Origin of the sequence: Micromonospora sp. NPDC005324, from assembly GCF_040607155.1 — a bacterium.
Lineage (GTDB): Bacteria > Actinomycetota > Actinomycetes > Mycobacteriales > Micromonosporaceae > Micromonospora > Micromonospora trifolii.
In genome coordinates, this window is the sequence record NZ_JBEXGE010000004.1 from 244,490 (window position 1) to 262,434 (window position 17,945).

At 69.1% G+C, this 17,945-nt stretch carries 15 protein-coding genes; 6 read left to right on the top strand and 9 right to left on the bottom strand.

From position 1 onward, the window contains the following. Window positions 1–20: 20 nt before the first annotated feature. The gene (locus ABZS40_RS06265; protein ID WP_354942290.1) at window positions 21–737 is read left to right on the top strand and encodes an NAD(P)-binding domain-containing protein; all 717 of its coding nucleotides are present in this window, start codon (window positions 21–23) and stop codon (window positions 735–737) included. Here the strand turns inward: ABZS40_RS06265 and ABZS40_RS06270 are convergent. Beyond that, window positions 734–1,453, bottom strand: coding sequence for a tetratricopeptide repeat protein (locus ABZS40_RS06270; protein WP_354942291.1), 720 nt, complete (start codon window positions 1,451–1,453; stop codon window positions 734–736). The two genes, ABZS40_RS06265 and ABZS40_RS06270, sit on opposite strands and share 4 nt — an antisense overlap. A 43-nt stretch (window positions 1,454–1,496) precedes the next feature. Beyond that, entirely contained in the window at window positions 1,497–2,258 is a 762-nt protein-coding gene (locus ABZS40_RS06275; RefSeq protein WP_354942292.1) for a GNAT family N-acetyltransferase, read from the bottom strand. 208 nt (window positions 2,259–2,466) lie between these two features. Between ABZS40_RS06275 and ABZS40_RS06280 the strand changes: the two genes are divergently transcribed. The 5 genes from ABZS40_RS06280 to ABZS40_RS06300 all read left to right on the top strand — a co-directional run bounded on the left by ABZS40_RS06280 (window position 2,467) and on the right by ABZS40_RS06300 (window position 7,256). Further along, window positions 2,467–2,913 carry a hypothetical protein gene (locus ABZS40_RS06280; RefSeq protein ID WP_354942293.1) on the top strand — a complete coding sequence of 149 codons (447 nt, stop codon included), beginning with the start codon at window positions 2,467–2,469 and terminating at the stop codon, window positions 2,911–2,913. 178 nt (window positions 2,914–3,091) lie between these two features. Next, a complete protein-coding gene (locus ABZS40_RS06285) occupies window positions 3,092–4,489 on the top strand; it encodes a hypothetical protein (RefSeq protein ID WP_354942294.1) in 1,398 nt (465 codons plus the stop codon). Between the two features lie 78 nt (window positions 4,490–4,567). Further along, complete coding sequence (locus tag ABZS40_RS06290) at window positions 4,568–5,365, top strand: inositol monophosphatase family protein (RefSeq protein ID WP_354942295.1); 798 nt, start codon at window positions 4,568–4,570, stop codon at window positions 5,363–5,365. 114 nt (window positions 5,366–5,479) lie between these two features. Next, window positions 5,480–5,884 (top strand): superoxide dismutase, Ni, encoded by a 405-nt coding sequence (gene sodN / locus ABZS40_RS06295; RefSeq protein ID WP_354942296.1) that lies wholly within the window; start codon window positions 5,480–5,482, stop codon window positions 5,882–5,884. Between the two features lie 61 nt (window positions 5,885–5,945). Continuing rightward, on the top strand, window positions 5,946–7,256 hold the full coding sequence (locus ABZS40_RS06300) for a radical SAM protein (protein WP_354942297.1): 1,311 nt from the start codon (window positions 5,946–5,948) through the stop codon (window positions 7,254–7,256). 54 nt (window positions 7,257–7,310) lie between these two features. On the opposite strand, the gene ABZS40_RS06305 is transcribed toward ABZS40_RS06300, so the two are convergent. The 7 genes from ABZS40_RS06305 to ABZS40_RS06335 form a co-directional block, all read right to left on the bottom strand. Beyond that, window positions 7,311–8,852 (bottom strand): polysaccharide lyase family 1 protein, encoded by a 1,542-nt coding sequence (locus tag ABZS40_RS06305; protein ID WP_354942298.1) that lies wholly within the window; start codon window positions 8,850–8,852, stop codon window positions 7,311–7,313. 678 nt (window positions 8,853–9,530) lie between these two features. Beyond that, window positions 9,531–11,924, bottom strand: a complete 2,394-nt coding sequence (locus ABZS40_RS06310; RefSeq protein ID WP_354942299.1) for an RICIN domain-containing protein — start codon at window positions 11,922–11,924, stop codon at window positions 9,531–9,533. A gap of 80 nt (window positions 11,925–12,004) precedes the next feature. Beyond that, on the bottom strand, window positions 12,005–12,856 hold the full coding sequence (locus tag ABZS40_RS06315; RefSeq protein WP_354942300.1) for a sugar phosphate isomerase/epimerase family protein: 852 nt from the start codon (window positions 12,854–12,856) through the stop codon (window positions 12,005–12,007). A 6-nt stretch (window positions 12,857–12,862) separates the two neighbouring features. Then, complete coding sequence (locus tag ABZS40_RS06320) at window positions 12,863–14,035, bottom strand: substrate-binding domain-containing protein (protein ID WP_354942301.1); 1,173 nt, start codon at window positions 14,033–14,035, stop codon at window positions 12,863–12,865. Window positions 14,036–14,060: 25 nt separating this feature from the next. Continuing rightward, window positions 14,061–15,044, bottom strand: coding sequence for an ABC transporter permease (locus ABZS40_RS06325; protein ID WP_354942302.1), 984 nt, complete (start codon window positions 15,042–15,044; stop codon window positions 14,061–14,063). 2 nt (window positions 15,045–15,046) lie between these two features. Then, window positions 15,047–16,018, bottom strand: coding sequence for an ABC transporter permease (locus ABZS40_RS06330; protein ID WP_354942303.1), 972 nt, complete (start codon window positions 16,016–16,018; stop codon window positions 15,047–15,049). Window positions 16,019–16,073: 55 nt separating this feature from the next. Further along, window positions 16,074–17,585 carry a sugar ABC transporter ATP-binding protein gene (locus ABZS40_RS06335; RefSeq protein WP_354942304.1) on the bottom strand — a complete coding sequence of 504 codons (1,512 nt, stop codon included), beginning with the start codon at window positions 17,583–17,585 and terminating at the stop codon, window positions 16,074–16,076. Window positions 17,586–17,945 lie beyond the last annotated feature (360 nt).

Below are 17,945 nucleotides of genomic sequence, written 5' to 3' on the forward strand. Positions count from 1 at the left end.
TCCCCAGCGAGAGGACGACCATGTTCGACAACGACCGGAGCCGGCCCGCGACCCTCGGCATCCTCGGGGCCGGCAAGGTGGGCACGGTGCTCGCCCGGCTCGCCGTCGCCGCCGGCTACCGGGTACTGGTGGCCGGCTCCGGGGACCCGGCGAAGATCGCCCTCACCGTCGAGGTCCTCGCCCCCGGGGCCGAGGCCACCACGGCGGTCGAGGCGGCGGCCGACGCCGACGTCGTCATCCTCGCCCTGCCGCTGGGCAAGTACCGCAGCGTTCCCGCCGAGGCGTTGCGCGGCAAGCTGGTCGTCGATGCCATGAACTACTGGTGGGAGATCGACGGCATCCGCGACGACCTCACCAACCCGCGTACCTCGTCGAGCGAGACCGTCCAGGCGTTCCTGTCCGGCTCACGTGTCGTGAAGGCGTTCAACCACATGGGCTACCACGACCTGGAGGACGAGGCGCGGCCGACGGGGGTGGCCGGCCGCAAGGCCATCGCGATCGCCGGCGACGACAACGCCGACCTCACCGAGGTCGCGGCCCTGGTGGACGCCCTCGGCTTCGATCCGGTCGTCGCCGGCCCGCTGGCCGAGGGGGTACGACTCGAACCGGGCAGCGAGTTGTTCGGCGCCAACGTGAGCGCCGACGAGGTACGCGCCATGCTCGACCGCTTCGGAGAGTCGGAGCGGGGACGGACCATCACCGCCGCCCGAGCCTCGACCTCACCCGAGGCGGCCTAGACGCCGAAGGCCGCCCTCGGTTCGAGGTGCTGGCCCACGGCGTACTCCTCGTCGAAGCCGGTCGGGCCGAGCGCCTCGGTCGCGGCGGCGCGCATCCTGGCGAGGTCCGCCGCGTCGTCCGGGTCCGGCACCTGGCCGAGCGCCGCGAACGCGGCGTCCGCGACACCGATCATCCGGGCCGCGCGGGAGTGGTCCCCCTCGGCGGTCGCGAGCGCGGCGCCCGCAACGCAGACGTACGGCACGAAGTCGGCCCAGCCGTTGTGGAACACGCGTTCGCGGTTCTCGGCGAACAGTGTCCGGGCCACGTCCAGGTTGCCCAGCCCCAACTCGCAGAACGCGAGGTTGTGGAATTCGGAGTTGACCGTCTCGGGGTGGCCCAGCGCCTCGTTGAGCGCGATGCTCTCCCGGTACAGGTCCCGGGCGCGGAGCAGGTCGCCGGACATCCTCGCCACGCCGGCCAGCATGTGCCGCGGTCGCTCCTCCAGGGCCCGGTCGCCGGAGCGCAGCGCCACCGCGAGAGCCTCCCGGGCCCGCGCCCCTCCGCCCGGCAGGTCGCCGCCGCGAATGGCGACCCGGGCGAGGCTGTACCGGGCCTCCACCTCGCCCGCCAGGTCACCGGCCGCCTGGGCCCGCTCGATCTCGGCCTCGCTCATCCGCACCACGGCGTCGGTCTCGCCTCGGCGAAACGCCGAGCGCACGTTCTCACTGAAGGTCATGGCCTCTCCCTCATCACTGACACCGCCCGGCCAAGATCGTCAGTCACCGCGCGTGGAACATGGTCCAGGTCTCCATGAGCGTGAAGCCCATCGACTCGTAGAGCGGCCGACCCATCACGCTGGTGTGCAGGTAGGCGGCGTCCGCGCCGGCCGCGAAGCCGTCCCGCAGAACCGACTCGGTGATCACCCGGCCCAGGCCACGGCCCCGGGCGGACGGAACGACGGCGATGTTGAACACGCCGACCACCCCGGAGGTCCACATCCCGAGCCCCGTGCCGACGGGCCGGTTGAACTCCTCGGCCAGGTAGCCGGTGACGGGGTCGGCGTCGAGCACCGCACCGCCCATCAGTGATCCGAAGAGGCCCTCGGGAACCGCGAAGCTCCGCGTGAGGGCGTCGGTGTAGAGGTCGTTCTCGGCGGCGCCGACCTGACGGACCGAGGGGCGCTCGGCCGAGGTGGCCCGGAAGGTGAGGTCGTCCGCCGCGCACGCCAGCAGGGGCAGCTCACTGCGTTCGAGGAGGCCGTGCCGGGCCGCGAGGTCAGCGACCTGGCCGCCCGCCTCCCCCCGAACGATGATCGACCAGTGCGCGGCCTGCCTGCCGACCTCGGTCGCCATCTCGTCGAGCGACCCGAGGTCGGGCTCGGTGGACCTGTCGTAGGCCGCGTTGAGCGTCGCGACGCCGGCCTGGGTCACACCCGCGCGGGCGGTGCCCCGCTCGGCGTAACCGCCCTTCGGGGTCACCCTGCACAGCGTCTCGAAGGCGTCGAAGTACGCCGCCGCAATCCGATCGGCGCTGATGTTCATGACGGGACTCCCTAGACCGGTCGTTCTGCTTCGGTCGACAACCTAGTCACCGATCACGCTGACCGGCAAATCGCGGGCACGAGGACCGCCACCTGCGGTCCGGCTCCGAACCGATCAGGAATCGAGAAGCCCGACAGCGCCGAGCGGCCTAGCCTTTCCCCAGGTGAACGGCTGCACGCCGACCTGGACGACGAGAGGGAGCCCGAGAATGTCAGCGAAGACCACGACAAAGTCCGACGGCTTCAGCCCCGAGGAGCGGGCCGCGATGAAGGAGCGCGCCGACGAGCTGCGCGCCGAGGGCAAGAAGGGCGCCAAGAAGGCGGACGGGCTGCAAGCGGTCCTCGACCGGATCGCGCAGATGGAGCCGGAGGACCGCGCGCTCGCCGAGCGCGTGCACGTGACGGTGACCGCCGCCGCCCCGGACCTGATGCCGAAGACCTGGTACGGGATGCCCGCCTACGCGAACGAAGACGGCAAGATCGTCGTCTTCTTCCAGGACTCGGGCAAGTTCAACTACCGGTACTCGACACTGGGCTTCCAGGACCCGGCCAACCTCGACGACGGGGATCTCTGGCCGGTGGCGTACGCGTTGCAGCAGTGGAGCCCGGCCGTGGAGAAGAAGATCACCGAGCTGGTGCAGAGGGCGATCTCCTGACCCTCCCCCACTGCGTCCGCACCGTCGCCGCAGTGCTCCGGAAGGCGCTCGGAGCGGTGTCGCATTTATCGACATGTGAGAATGTCGTACCAGCCGGCGCACTCGGGTGGATTCCTGTCGGAGGGGCCGGCCATGATCCCGCTCGGAGCGACGAGGTGTCGCTCCAGACGGGGGGATCATGTCGTACCGATCAGCTTCCGCACGGGTCCGCACCGCACTGCCACGCCAGGTTGCCAGTGCGACCGCCGCAGTGACCATGGTCGTGGTCAGCATCGCCGGGCCGGCCGCCGCCGGCGGGGTGGCCGGGGCGGTCGATGAGCCGACGCTGCCCACGTCGGCCATCTCCCTGACCGCACCCGCCTCCGCGACCGCCCTCGACCCGATCACCATCACCGGCCGGCTCACGCTCGAGGACGGCGCCGAGCCGGGGGCGCAGGAGTTGGCGGTCAACCGCGTCGTGCCGGACGAGACCTGGACCACGCTCCACACCACCACCGCTGTCGACGGCACCTTCACCCTCACCGACATTCCGCCGGTGAGCGGCCACCTCCGCTACGACGCCTACTGGTTCCCGACAGGGAACTACCAGGGCAGTACCGCCTCGGTGACCGTTGCGGTAGCCGGTCGTGCCGCGACGCTCACCCTCGCCGGACCGACGAACGGCAGGGACGGCAGACAGCTGTCGCTCACCGGCACGCTGGGCCTCGACGGCAAGGCCCCCGCGCAGCCACAGGAGCTGGTGGTGAGCCGGATGATCTGGAACAACCGCCTCGACGGTGCTTTCCAGCAACTGTCCAACGTCACCACCGACAGCCGGGGGGCCTTCACCGTCCTCGACACGCCCACCCAGGGCGGCCGGCACGTCTACACCGTCAGCTGGAACGGCGACTCGGTGTACGCGGAATCGTCCGCCAGTCACGAGATCACCGTGTCGTCGCCGGACTCGCACATCACCGGGCAGGTGGTGGACCCGGCGTACCTCGGGTTGTCGTTCCGGGTCGCCGGCGCCGTGACCTACGACGACGGCGCCTGCGCGGGCCCGACAGTGGTTCAGGTGAGCCGGCGGATCAACGGCGGCGCGGCCCAGCGACTGCCGAACGTCACCACCGACGCCTCCTGCGGCTTCGGCTTCGACGACACCGTGAGCAGGACCGGTCAGGTGGCCTACACCGTGACGTGGGACGGCAACTCCACCCACCGCAGGACCACCGGCACCATCACCGGCACCGTGCAGAAGCAGCCGTCCGGCATCGAGGCCACGTCGCCCGACCGCACCCTCCTGAACGGCCAGCAGGCGGTCATCGAGGGCAGGGTCACCGACGGCAACGCGGAGTCGATCGGCGCGAGGTTACGCCTGACCGTACGGCGGATCGGCCCGGACGGCTCGTCGGTCGACCTGCCGAGGGTCACCACCGCCGAAAACGGCACCTTCTCCTACCGCGACTCGCCACCGACCATGGACGCCAGCACCTACCCGCAGTTCCAGTACGAGTTCACCTGGAGCGGCAACGCCACGTACCAGGCGAGCAGCACGAGCATCTTCTTCTACATCGTGCCGCCGGACTGCACCTGCTGATGCGGTCGTGACCGCCGCCCGCCCGGTCAACCGGGCGGGCGGGTCATCGACGTTGCCCACAGCTCCTATGGTTCGTGCATGTCGATCACAGACCATGCGCTGGCCATCGAGGCGGCGGAAGCTGGAGCCGCAGTTGTGCGCTCCCGGTACGGCTCAACTCTGACGCGCGTCATGAAGACCGCCGGTGACTTCGCCACCGCCGCCGACGTCGAGGCCGAGCAGGCCATCCTGGACGTCCTGGGTAAGGCGCGTCCGGACGACGCCGTGGTCGCCGAGGAGAGCGGGCGCACGGGTACTGGCGACAACGGGCGCACCTGGCTGGTCGACCCGTTGTGCGGCACGTTGAACTTTGCCGTGCGGACCACGCTGGCCTCGGTCAACGTCGCCCTGCGCACCGGGTCGGACGTCACAGTGGCGGCCTCGGTGGACCCGTTCGCCGATGAGGTGTTCTGGACCGATGGCACCGCCGCGTACGTCCGGGCCGCGGGGACGGACGAGCGTCTCGTCCCGTCGGCCGACTCGACACTGGTCGACCTCAACCTCGACCCGCCCTTCCCCAACCGGGACGTCTTCCTGGCCGCCCGCATGCTCGCGGACGAGGGCTTCCTCGAACAGTTCCGGCCCCGGGTGGTCTCCACCAGCCTCGCCGTGGCCTGGGTCGCCGCCGGTCGCCGCGCCGCCTATGTGACGGACCGCCACGACCTGCGGAACAGCGTCCACTTCGCGGCCGGAATCGCGCTCTGCCAGGCGGCCGGCTGCGTGGTCACCGGGCTCGACGGCCAGCCGCTGCACGCCGGTGGGGACGGTCTCGTCGCGGCCGCGGACGAGCGGACGCACGCCGCCCTGCTGACGCTCATCCGGAATCAGAGCTCGTGATCGACTCGCCTTGACATGAAGTGCGGTTGAGGTTCTAGCGTGCCTAGATGATCACGTCAGGGCCGCAGCGCCCGGACGTACGTCAGCCGAACGCCCACCGACGAAGGGATCCCAATGTTCCTGTCCCGCCTTCTCCGCCCGCATACCGTCGCGAGCGCGCACTGCGACCTCCCCTGCGGCGTGTACGACCCGGCGCAGGCCCGCATCGAGGCCGAGTCGATCAAGGCGATCTCCGAGAAGTACCAGGCCAGCGACGACCCGGAGTTTCGCAACCGCTCGCTGCTCATCAAGGAGCAGCGAGCCGAGCTGGTGAAGCATCACCTCTGGGTGTTGTGGACCGACTACTTCAAGCAGCCGCACTTCGAGAAGTACCCCCAGCTGCACAGCCTCTTCAACGAGGCGACGAAGCTGGCAGGTGCCGGCGGCGCGAAGGGCGCCGCGGACCCGGCGGTCGCCGAGCAGCTCCTCGGCAAGATCGAGGAGATCTCGAAGATCTTCTGGGAGACCAAGCAGAGCTGATCAGCCGGCACCGGGTGGCACCGGCCACCCGGTTCGGCGCACCGCATCCGGGAGGAACCGCATGACGTCGCGCACCGACCTCGTCGAAGAGTTGATGGGCCGTTTTCCACACGTGCCGCGGGAGGCGGTCCTCAAGGAGGACCTGCTGCGAGGCGGGCTCGCCTTCGACGACGCGGCACTGACCGACAACGAGCACGGCGACGTGAAGCCGAAGTCGTACTTCATTTTCTCCTTCGATCACCGGACACTGCCGGAGCTGGGGACTGCCGCGCTGCGCCGACCACCGGAGGAGATCGTGCTCACCGGGGGTCCGTACGAGCTGCGCCGTACCGTCGTGTCGGTTCGCACCAACCCCAGCTCGCCGTACCGTGTCGGCACCGACAGCGACGGTCGACTGCGCCTCTTCCTGGACGGCCGGCCGATCGCCGATGTCGGGCTGCCCCCCATGCCGGCGTATTACCGCCACACGCTCGCCAACGGCAAGCAGGTGATGGAGGTCGCCCCGACGATCCAGTGGGGTTATCTCATCTACCTCACCGCGTTCCGGGTCTGCCAGTACTTCGGCGCCAAGGAGGAGTGCCAGTACTGCGACATCAACCACAACTGGCGGCAGCACAAGCAGGCCGGCCGGCCCTACACCGGGGTCAAGCCCGTTGACGAGGTCCTCGAGGCCCTTGAGATCATCAACCGGCACGACGTCGACCGCGCGTCGCAGGCGTACACGCTGACCGGTGGCAGCATCACCTCGCAGGTCAACGGGCTGGACGAGGCCGACTTCTACGGCCGGTACGCGCAGGCGATCGAGGAGCGGTTTCCGGGACGCTGGATCGGCAAGGTCGTGGCCCAGGCGCTGCCCCGAGCCGATGTGCAGCGGTTCCACGACTACGGAATCCGCATCTACCACCCCAACTACGAGGTGTGGGACAAGCGGCTGTTCGAGTTGTACTGCCCGGGCAAGGAGCGGTACGTCGGTCGGGAGGAGTGGCACCGGCGCATCCTCGACTCCGCCGAGGTGTTCGGCCCGCGCAACGTGATCCCGAACTTCGTGGCGGGCGTCGAGATGGCCGCCCCGCACGGCTTCACCAGCGTCGACGAGGCGATCGCCTCCACCACCGAGGGGCTCGACTACTTCATGTCCCGGGGGATCACGCCCCGGTTCACCACCTGGTGCCCGGAGCCCACCACGCCCCTGGGCCGGACGAACCCGCAGGGCGCGCCTCTCGAATACCACGTCCGCCTGCTGGAGGCGTACCGAGCGACGATGGACGCCCATGGCCTGTCCAGCCCGCCCGGGTACGGCCCCGCCGGGCCGGGGCGAGCGGTCTTCTCGGTCAGCTCCTTCATGGACACCCTGCCGTCCACGGATTCGTGACAGGCACGCAGAGGCGGGAGTGGCCTGGCCTGCCGCTCCCGCCCGCGCTCGCTGCTAGCTGGCGTACGTCTCGAACTCGCCCACCCGTGGCGTACCGCCGGAGCTGTTGATCTTAAAGTTGATCTTGCTCATCGCGGCCGCCGAGAAGGTGATCGAACCGGCCCCGCTGCCGGCGGCCAGGACAGCTCCGTTGTCGTTGTTGATCAGCTGCCAGGACCCGATGGAGCCCTGGGTGCCGGACGGCTCGCGGATCACCACTCGGGACACCTGGGTCGCCGAGCCCCACTTGATCGAGATCGTGCCGGTCGACCCGGCCGGCGACCAGTAGGTGCTCAGGTCGCCGTCGCGCACGTTGCCGTAGCTGGTCCCACTCGCCTTGCTGGAGCCGTCGGCGCCGGCGCCCAGGCTGAGGTTGGTCCCACTGGTGGGCGGCGGAGTGGTGGGCGGGGGCGTCGTGGTCGGCGGCGGGGTGGTGGGCGGCGGGGTCTGCGGCGAGCAACTGCCGTTGGACACCTTCAGGCCGGTGTTGGCGCCGACCGTCTGACGGACGATGTCCGGCACACAGCTCGCCCCGTCGAGGCTGTACGGGTACGGGATGCTGACAGTGGTGTTGGAGGTCGGGTTGGGGCCGGCGGGGTAGTTCTCGCTGCCGGCGCTGGACCAGGTCACGTTGTCGAAGACGTTGCCGGCGACCTGCCAGTAGCCGCGCTCGTTGGTGTAGAAGGTGCCCAGGACGTCCTTGGAGTCGCGGAAGTAGTTGTTCTCCACTTTGGCCCTGGCTCCGGCGCGGGAGTTGATGCCGGACTCGTGCAGGCTCACGTAGTGGTTGTTGTAGATGTGCGCGACACCACCGCGCAGCAGCGGCGTGCGAGAGTCGATGTTCTCGTAGAGGTTGTGGTGGTACGTGATGAAGCCGTTCGACAGGTCGCTCTCGCTGGACCCGACGAGGCCGCCGCGACCGGAGTTGCGCAGGATGCTGTAGGACAGCGTCACGTACTGGGTGTTGTCCTTCATGTCGAACAGGCCGTCGTACCCCTCGGACTCCCCGCCCGAGGCCTCCAGTGTGACGTGATCGACCCAGACGTTGCGGACCGTGCTCTCCATGCCGATGGCGTCCCCGCCGTTGGAGGTGGGCGAGCCCGACTTCTTCACGTTCCGCACTGTCACGTTCTGGATGATGATGTTGCTGGAGTCCCGGATGTGGATGCCGAGCTGGTCGAAGACGGCGCCGCTGCCGACCCCGATGATGGTGACGTTGCTGATCTGCTTGAGCTCGATCACGCCGGCGGCGGTGTTGCAGCTCGACCCGGAAACCTTGCTGGTGTTGCCGTGGTTGATGGTCCCGGTGACCTCGATCGTGATCGGGGTGCTGCTGCTGGCCCGACCGCACAGTGCCGCGTGAATCGCCGTGCCCGTGGTGGCCCGGACCGTCTGCCCGCCCGCGCCGCCGGTGGTCCCGCCGTTCTGGGTGGCGTAGCCGGTGGCGTTGCCGACCGCCGCCGATGCCTGCGGGGTCGGCAGGGCCACCCCGGCCGCAATCACCACCGCCGCTGTGGCCAGCACTGCGTGATGTCGCAGCACGACTGGTCGTCTCATGTCGTCTCACCTTCGCATTCGTCTCGTTCCAGGCTTCGCCTCGACGGACATCGCGACCGCGCCTGCCGACGGGACATCTTTAAGAGATTGGCGACAGTCAATCGCAAGGATTGCATCGAGACATCTGGTGCCCTGGTGGAAGCAGGGATGTGCCGCGCGAACGGGGCGCTCCCGGTGACGCCGCTCGCTCGACGGGTAAACGAAACATCGATGTGACGCAATCGTAGGAAAGCGGTTTCCCTGAAGGCAATACCTGACGCTTGCAGGTTTGTTGCAGTGCGCGCGAGAGAGTCGGATGCGCGTGCCAGCGCGGTCCGGGCCGCGACGCTTCCGCGCGATCTTGCAGTTTCTGTCGCCGAGATACCCGGTTTCAGGCGTTTCGTCGGGACAGTAAGTGCAAGATCGCCGGCGGGTTACCGGCGAGGGTCGCCCGCGTCGGGCTTGGCGGCGGCGGGCGCGCCCGCGACGAGCACGGACTCCTGACCCAGGCCAGGCCCAGCCGTGAGCCGTGGGGGCGATCTCCACAGGGTCGAGCGGCGCGGGGACCGTCCACTGCTCGTCCTGGCACGCCTCGTGCGGCGCGTCAGTGGCGAAGTCGTCCGACGGCGAGGATCGAAGGGCTACAACCGGACAGGTCCGGGCCGAGGCGTCTCGCCCCGACCCGGACCCGTCGCCAGCTCAGCTGCGCAGCTGCCACTGCTGGTTGGTGCCGCCGCTGCAGGCCCAGAGGATCAACTTCGTTCCGTTCGCCGTCGCAGCACCGTTCGCGTCGAGGCAGAGACCCGACTGCACGCCCGTGATCGTGCCGTTGGAGTTGACGTTCCACTGCTGGTTGACACCACCGTTGCAGTCCCAGATCACCACCTTCGTGCCGTTGACGGTGCCCTGGCCGGAGGCGTCCAGGCACTTGGTGCCGTAGACCATGAGCTGCCGGCTCGCGGTGTGGGTCCACCGCTGGTTGGCGACGTTACTGATGCAGTCCCAGATCTGGGCCTGCGTGCCGTTGGTCGTGCTGGAGTTACCGATCTCGGCACAGCGGCCCGACTGGACGCCCACGATCTGCACGTTCGTCGGGTTGGTGCTGCCACCGCTCTGCACGCCGGCCGTGTTGATCACCGTTTGCGCGCCCGACGGCCAGTTGCCGTTGCTGACCGTGACGTTGCCGTTGACGACGTTGCCGCGGTCACCGTTCGTCACGTTCGTGCCACTGCTGGTCGACCAGTTGTTGGTGACGGTGAAGTTGCCCATGTTCTCCGCGTAGTAGTAGTTGGCGGTGGCCCAGGTGCCGGTGGAGGAGAACACGTTGTTGCGGGCGGTGTAGTAGCGCGAGCCCTCATCGAAGTAGAGCCCGAACCAGCCGTTGGTGCGCAGGCAGTAGTTCTCGGCGATCAACCCGCCCGGGTTCGCCGACAACGAGTAGATGCACCCGCCGTCGGTCATCTGCTGCATGACGTCGTGCACGTAGTTGCCGATGACCTGGTTGTTGGCCGCGGTGGTCGCCGTGGAGTACCGCGGCTGGTAGTTGTACAGGCCACGGTTGGCGTAGTGCTGGCTGCCGCCGGCGTCGTTGGCGCCCCAGCCGTAGCCGACCGACAGCCCGGTGTACGGCATGTTGTAGACCTCGTTGTGCGAGACCAGCGAGGTGTTCACGTAGGTCGTCAGGATCGAGACGACGCCCCGGTACTCCAGACCGAGATCGTGCACCCGGTTGTTGCTGATGGTGACGTTGCGGTTGACCATCCGCTGGTCGCTGGGGTGGTGGGCGTCGGCGCGCACGCCGCCGACCACGATGCCACCGGCGGAGTTACGGGCGATCTCGGAGCGGGTGACGGTGATGTTGTTGGCCCCCAGGCCGACGCCGCTGGCGTGGGCGTTGGCGTCGTTGCCGATGCCGATGGCCGTCTGCCCGAGGTTGACGAACTGGGAGTCGCTGAAGCTGATGGTGTTGGCGGCGGAGACCTGCACCGCGGCCGGCATCTGGGCCCAGCTCGGGCGGGTGGCCTCGAACAGCGGGCAACCCTCCTGGCAGGAGGTCAGCGCGTCCGACGGGCGGGCCCAGGAACCGACGATGTGCGCGCCGGTCTGCTGGTCGGCGAAGCCGTTGCTGCTGCTCGGGCCGAGCCAGCTGGTGCCGGTGAAGGTGATGCCGCTGAACGAGATGTGGTGCGCGGGCGCGTCGTAGGTGCCGCCGACGTTGACCAGGGACTGCATCTGCGGCAGCTCCACGCTGACCGAGCTCATGTTCTGTCCGCTGAGCGGGATGTAGTTGAGCTGGCCGTTACTCGGGTTGAGATACCACTCCCCCGCCGTGTCCAGGAACTCGTACGCGTTGGCCAGGTAGAACGGGCCCGCGCGGTGCGGACGGGACAGCGTGTCGAAGCCGAAGGTGTTGTTGTTCCACGCCGGCTGCTGCATCGTCAGGAAGTTTCCGCTGATGCTCTGCACCGGCGAGTACCGGTCGGTGAACGAGCCGACGCTCTCCACCTCGACCCGGTTCTGGTTGCCGAGGTTGTTCAGGTAGCTGAGCGCGCCGTTGGTGAACCGCATGCCGGACGTGGTGAAGGTGAAGTCGGAGCGGTTCACGGCGGTGCGTGCCCGGGTGGCGACGGCCCCGTTGACGTAGAGCTGACGAGAGTCGAGCCCGGCGCCGACGTTGGCCCGCCAGATGTTCTTCCCGGAATCGACGAGCGACCAACCGGTGACCGCCCGGGCGCCGGTGATCGTCGGACGTGCGCCGGAGGCCGCCCGCCAGATCACCTGATAGCCGTTGTTGCCCGAGTCGGCCGCGGTGAACCGCAGCGGCGCCGAGAGGCGGTACGCGCCATTGGCCAACTCGACGACGATGTCACCGGACATCGCGCTGTTGATCGCCCGTACCGCGGTCTGGGCGGCGGTCAGCGAACACGGTTGGCTGGCGGAACACGCGGTGCCGCTGCCGGAGGGCGACGCGTAGAGGGTGGTGGTGGCCGCGAGGGCCGGGGACGCCGAGGCGGTTACCGCGACCACTGCGGTTACCGCTGTCGCGGCGGCGCCGGCCAGCAGTCGGCGCAGCGACGAGATGGACGAGGACACGGGACGGTGCTCCTGACGTGAGAACGGGGGGAGGTGAAGGGACGGCCTCGACCGGCGCGGGGGTGGCGGGTCGTGGCTGTCTATCCGAGGATCTCCCGGAGATAGCGCAGGCCATCCGTGGCGAGACGGTCCTGGGAGGGGGCCAACGGACGCCAGATCGCCGCGGCGGTGGCGATGGCCTCGTTCTCCGCCGTGAACGACTCGATGCAGATCGCGCCCTGGTAGCCGGTGTCCTTCAGGACAGCGAAGAAGCGGGGCCAGTCGAAGTGGTCAGCACCGGGAGCGCCCCGGTTGGTGCCGCTGACCTGGACGTGCTTGATGTGCCGGCCGGCGACGGCGAGGGCCGCGTAGGGATCGGCCTCCTCGATGTTCATGTGATAGGTATCGATCATGATGCCGACGTTCGACGGAAGCCCGTCGATCAGCTCGAGCGTCTGCTCGATCGTGTTGACGACGCTCGTCTCGTAGCGGTTCAACGCCTCGACACCGATGCTCACGCCCACCTCGCCGGCCTGCTCCGCGACCGGCGCCAGGGCTCGCCGGAAATCCGCGTAGCAGGCCGCGCGAGCCGCCGGCGACATCCGCCAGGTACGGCCGACCGAGGCGTACGCGGGACCGCCGACGCATCCAGCGCCGACGGCCGCCGCGCTCGCCACGCAACCCAGGAGGTACGCCACCGTCGACTCGACGACCGCTGGTGCGGCGTCTACCAGGTCCCGCCCCGGCGGGGTGACCGCGCAGACGCCGGCGGCGACAAGGCCGTGCGCCGCCAACAGGTCCCGGGTACGGATCGGGTCCCAGTCGCCGGGCTGCTCGATCGGCAACTCGACCGCGTCGAAGCCGAACGCGGCGATCCGCGGGATCAGCTCGGCCAGGGCCTTGTCGTCGACCGGCGAGGCCCAGACCCAGGGGTTGACGCCGATGGCGTACATCGGACCCTACTTCCAGCGCTGCGGGTAACCGGGCAGGTCGGTGCAGCCGCACATCGCGTAGTGCAGCGGCGGCATGCCCGCGTCGAGGTACTGGTCCAGGTTGTCCTGGGTGACGGTCGGCTGCGGCAGCTTCCACGGGCTGGACACCTGCTGGCCGTCGAGGATCCGCAGCGCCGCGATGATCGGCGTACGCCACTGGTAGGTCGGGTAGGTCGGCGCGATCGCGGTGAGCTTCTTGTCCTTCCAGATCTTCAGGAAGTCGAGCTGGTCCTCACCGTTCATCGGCGGAACGGGCTTGCCCGCGTCCTGGAACGCCTCGACCGCCGCGACGGCCACCGCTCCGGCGTCCATCCAGACCCCGTCGATGGTGCCGTACCGCTGGATGTAGTCGTCGACGATCTTCTTGGTCTTGGCGGGGTCACCATCGGTGAACTCGACACCGACGACGTCGACCTTCGCCTTGTCGAACGCCACCTTCGCCGCCGACCAGCGGGTCTCCAGGACGTCGACGCCGGGCAGGATCCGCAGGGCGAGGACCTTGCCGCCGGGCTTCATCTTCTGGCTGACGAACTCGGCCCCGACGTGGCCGAACCCGTAACCGCCGATGGGGTTGATGAACGTCACCGGGCACTTCGTGTTGACACCACGGTCGAAGACGACGACCGGCAGCCCGGCCTTGCACGCCGCCTCGACGGCAGGGGTGAGCGTGGCGGTGGTGTTCGGCGAGACGATGAGCGCGTCGCAGCCCTTGCCGAGCAGATCGTTGATGTCCGCGATCTGCTTCTGGTCCTTGCCCTCGGCGTCGACGTGCACGAACTCCTTGATGCGGGTCTTCTGCGCCTCGACCTCGGCCTGCATGGTCTTGAACCCGACCTGCCGCCAGGGGTTGTTCAGGGCCGCGTTCGAGAAGCAGATCTTGTGCGGGCCGTTCTTCTTGAACTTGGCCGTGTCGACCATCGTCGGGTTGAGCACCTGCTCCCACGGCTTGTCGGCCGGGCCCGTCGGTGCCGCGTCGAGCAGCGCCAACTCGGCGTCGTAGTCGGCCTGCACGAAGAACTTCGACTGGTCCCCGGTGCCGGACCCAGTGGCGGCGGACGCACTTCCCGACGGGCTCGCGGCCGGCTCGTCGGTGGCACAGGCGGCGAGGGACAGCAATGTGACAGCGGCAATGGCCGCCATGGAACGTCGCACTATGGTTTCCCCTTTATCTCGAAGAAGGACGCGTTGCCGAGACCGCCACGGCGAGCAGGATGATGCCGCCCTGGACGGTCGACCTGAGGGCGCCGGAGACGCCGTAGAAATTCATGAGGGCGAACAGCAGTTCGAGGGTCAGCGCGCCGAGCATCGCCCCGACGACCGCGCCGCGACCCCCGCCGAGCGCCACCCCGCCGAGGACGACAGCGGTGATCGCACCGAACTCCAGGCCCGCGCCGGCCTGGAACGACACGCCGCTGTAGCCGCCCAGCAGGATCGCCGCCACCGCCGCCGCGAGCCCGCTGAGGATGAAGGCGAAGGTCCGGGTACGCCACACGCGTACGCCGCTCAACTCGGCGGTGCGCGGGTTGTCGCCGACGGCGACCAGCGTCCGGCCGAAGTCGGAGCGCATCAGCAGCACGGCCGCGACCGCCAGGACCACCAGGACCAGCAGCGCGTACGGAACGCGGCCCAGCACCGGCACGTCCTCGAAGGCCCGGCGGCCGAACCGCCGGAACTCCTCGGAGAGCCCACCCTTCGGGGCGCCGTCGGACCACAGGTAGACCGCGCCGACGAGGATCAGGAACATGCCGAGGGTGGTGATGAACGACGGCACCCGCAGCCGTGTCGTGATCAGTCCGTTGACCAGCCCGACCAGCGCGCCGAAGGCGAGCAGGAGCAGCACCACCGGCCAGGTACGTGTCGGGTCGCTGTCGATCAGCCGCGCGGCGACCACCACCTGAGCGGTGACCAGGGAACCGACCGAGAGATCGAACTCACCGGACACGATCACGAAGTACTGGCCGGCGGCGAGCAGGATGATCGGCGCCGAACGACCGAGGAAGGACATCAGCGACTGCGGGGCCAGGAAGTCGGGCTGCCGAATGCCGACGAGCACCAACAGCACCGCGAGAATCGCGAGGATCGGCAGGACGCCACCGGGACGCACCCGCGGCAGGCGCAGCGGCAGGGAACGGGGCTGGACGGTCTGCATGGCTAGGCCGCCTTTCGCATGGCCCGGCGGGCGTAGACGGCGACCGCGGCGATGATGATGACGCCCCGGATCACCTGCTTGAAGAAGGCGTCGACCTCGAGCTGGTTGAAGATGGCGTCGATGCTGGCCAGCAGCAACACCCCGCCGACAGTGCCGATGACGCCACCGCGCCCACCGGCGAGGGCGGTACCGCCGATCACCACCGCTGCGATCGACTCCAGGTCGTAGAGGCCCTCGGTACCGACGCGCGGGGCGCCCGAGCCGAGCCGACTGGCGAGGTAGATGCCGGCGAGGCCCGCGCACATCGAACACAGGACGTGGGCGGTGACGAGGACCCGGTCGTTGCGGACGCCGGAGAGCCGGGCCACCTCCGGATCCCCGCCGACGGCGACCAGATGGTGGCCGAAGCGGGTCCGCGAGAGCGCGAACCAGGCCGCCGCGGTGACCGCTATCAGCAGCAGGAACGACACCGGCACCGGCCCGACGCGCTGGTAGCCGAGGGCCTGCACCAGCGAGGGTGCGGTGGTGCCGGCCGGGCCGTCGTAGCCGTTGTCGAGGTAACCCTTGAGCAGCAGCCCGACGCCGAGGGTCGCGATGAACGCGTTGACCCGGAACCTGGTGACGAGGAGCCCGTTGAGCAACCCGACGCCGGCGCTGACGACCAGCACCAGGCCGATCGCCGGCAGCACCGCGCCGTCGCTGCCGTTCATCGTCTCGGCCGCGACGAGGGTGCTGAGGCTGATCACGTACGCCACCGAGAGGTCGAGCGAGCCCCCCAGGATGACCAGGGTCTGGCCCACAGCGACCAGACCGAGGCCGGCGGCCACATGCAGCAGACTCACGGTTGTGGACTGGTTGAAGAGCTGACCACCGTCGAGCAGGACGACCAGCCAGCCGATCGTCAGGGTCAGCGTCAGGGCCACGAAGACGCCCGGTACGGAACGCCGGGTCGGCAACAGCGACAGAGCGCTCACTGGTTCACCTCGGTTCGCGACTGCGGGGCTCGCAACCCCGGCTCACTCCTCGCGCTCACTGGGCCGTCTCCCGCACGGTGCCGACCGCCAGCGCGACGACCTCCTCCTCGGTCGCGCCGGCGGGCAGTTCGCCCGCGACGTGGCCGTCCCGCATGACGACGATCCGGTCACTCATCCCCAGCAGCTCCGGTAGATCGGACGAGATCATCAGCACTGCCGCGCCGTCACGGGCGAGGCGGCGGACGAGGTCGTGGATGGCTGACTTCGCGCCCACGTCGATGCCCCGGGTCGGCTCGTCGAAGAGCAGGATCCGCGGGTTGAGCGCGAGCCATCGGGCCAGCACGACCTTCTGCTGGTTGCCCCCGGACAGAAAGCGGATCTCCTGGTCGTCGCCGGCGCCGCGGATCTCCACGGCGGCCAGCAACTCGCGCACCCGGGCGGTCCTCGCCGCCCGGCCGGATCGGGCGGCGAAGACGGCCCGGCTGGCGAGCAGCGCGTTGTCCAGCACCGACTGCCGGGGGACGATCCCCTCGCCCTTACGGTCCTCGGTGACGTAGGCGATGCCGGCCCGCATCGCGGTGCGGGGCGAGCGCAGTCGGACCGGCCGGTCGTCGAGCGTGACGTCGCCGGTCGTGAACGGCGACACCCCGAAGATCGCACGGGCCAGCGCCGAGCGCCCCGAGCCCTGGAGGCCGCCGATGCCGAGCACCTCGCCGGCGCGCAACTGGAGGTTGACGTCCCGCAGCTTCCGGTTTCCCGCGTCGCGAAGGTTGAGCCGCACCGGGCCCCGGTCCTCGGGGGCGGCCCGGTCGGGGTAGTAGCTTGACAGTTCCCGGCCGACCATGTGCCGCACCAACTCGCCGGCGGTGGTGACCTCGGTGTCCACTGTGGTAATCCGACGGCCGTCCTTGAGCACTGTGATCCGACCGGACAGGTCGAAGACCTCGGCGAGCCGGTGCGAGACGTACAGCAGCCCGATGCCCCGCTCCTGGAGGCGGCGCACCAGCCCGTAGAGCAGCTCGACCTCGTGGTCGGCCAGCGCGGCGGTCGGCTCGTCCATGATGAGCAGCCGCGCGTCCAGGGCGAGCGCCTTGGCGATCTCGACGACCTGCTGCTGCGCGACGCCCAACTGCCCCACCCGGGCGTCGGCCGGCAACGCGGTCTCACCGATCGAGGCGAGCAGCCGCGTGGTGCGGTCGACCATCCCCCGACGATCGACGAGCCCGCGTCGGACCGGCTCGTGCCCCAGGTAGACGTTCTCGGCGACGGTGCGCTCCGGGAGCAGGTTGAACTCCTGGTGGATGATGCCGATGCCGGCCCGCTGCGCGTCGCGCGGGCCACGGAACGTACGCGTCGCACCGGCGAACTCGACAGTGCCCCCGTCCGGGGCGTACCCGCCCGAGACGATCTTCATGAGGGTCGACTTCCCGGCACCGTTCTCGCCGACCACGGCGTGCACCTCGCCCGGCGCGACATCGAGGTCGACACCGTCGAGAACGCGGACTCCGAGGAAGGACTTGCCGATGCCCCGAAGGGTGAGAAGCGGCGTCGGCGGCGGATCTGACATCCCGAAAGCCCTCACAGACAGTAGTCATCGACGAGATTAAATGCCACACTACGGCGACTTCGAGGCGCTGGACATCAAACTTTCGTAGGAACAGCGGCGACTTACGTTCGCGCGTCGAAAACATTGCCTTGACATCCAGGAAACATCACACGTATGAAGATAGATGTTTGGATGCGGGTCCGCAATCCTCGATCAAGCCCGACTGCCAGGCCGGGCCGCGATCGACAGGCGGTGCCGCAGCGAGGGAGCCGAGCGCGACCGCCGTCCACCGGGCAGGACGTCGGATGTTCCCGCGTTTGATTGACAGTTATCAATCTTTAGCCCATCCTGACCTCGTGGACCACCGGGACGAGAACCGCT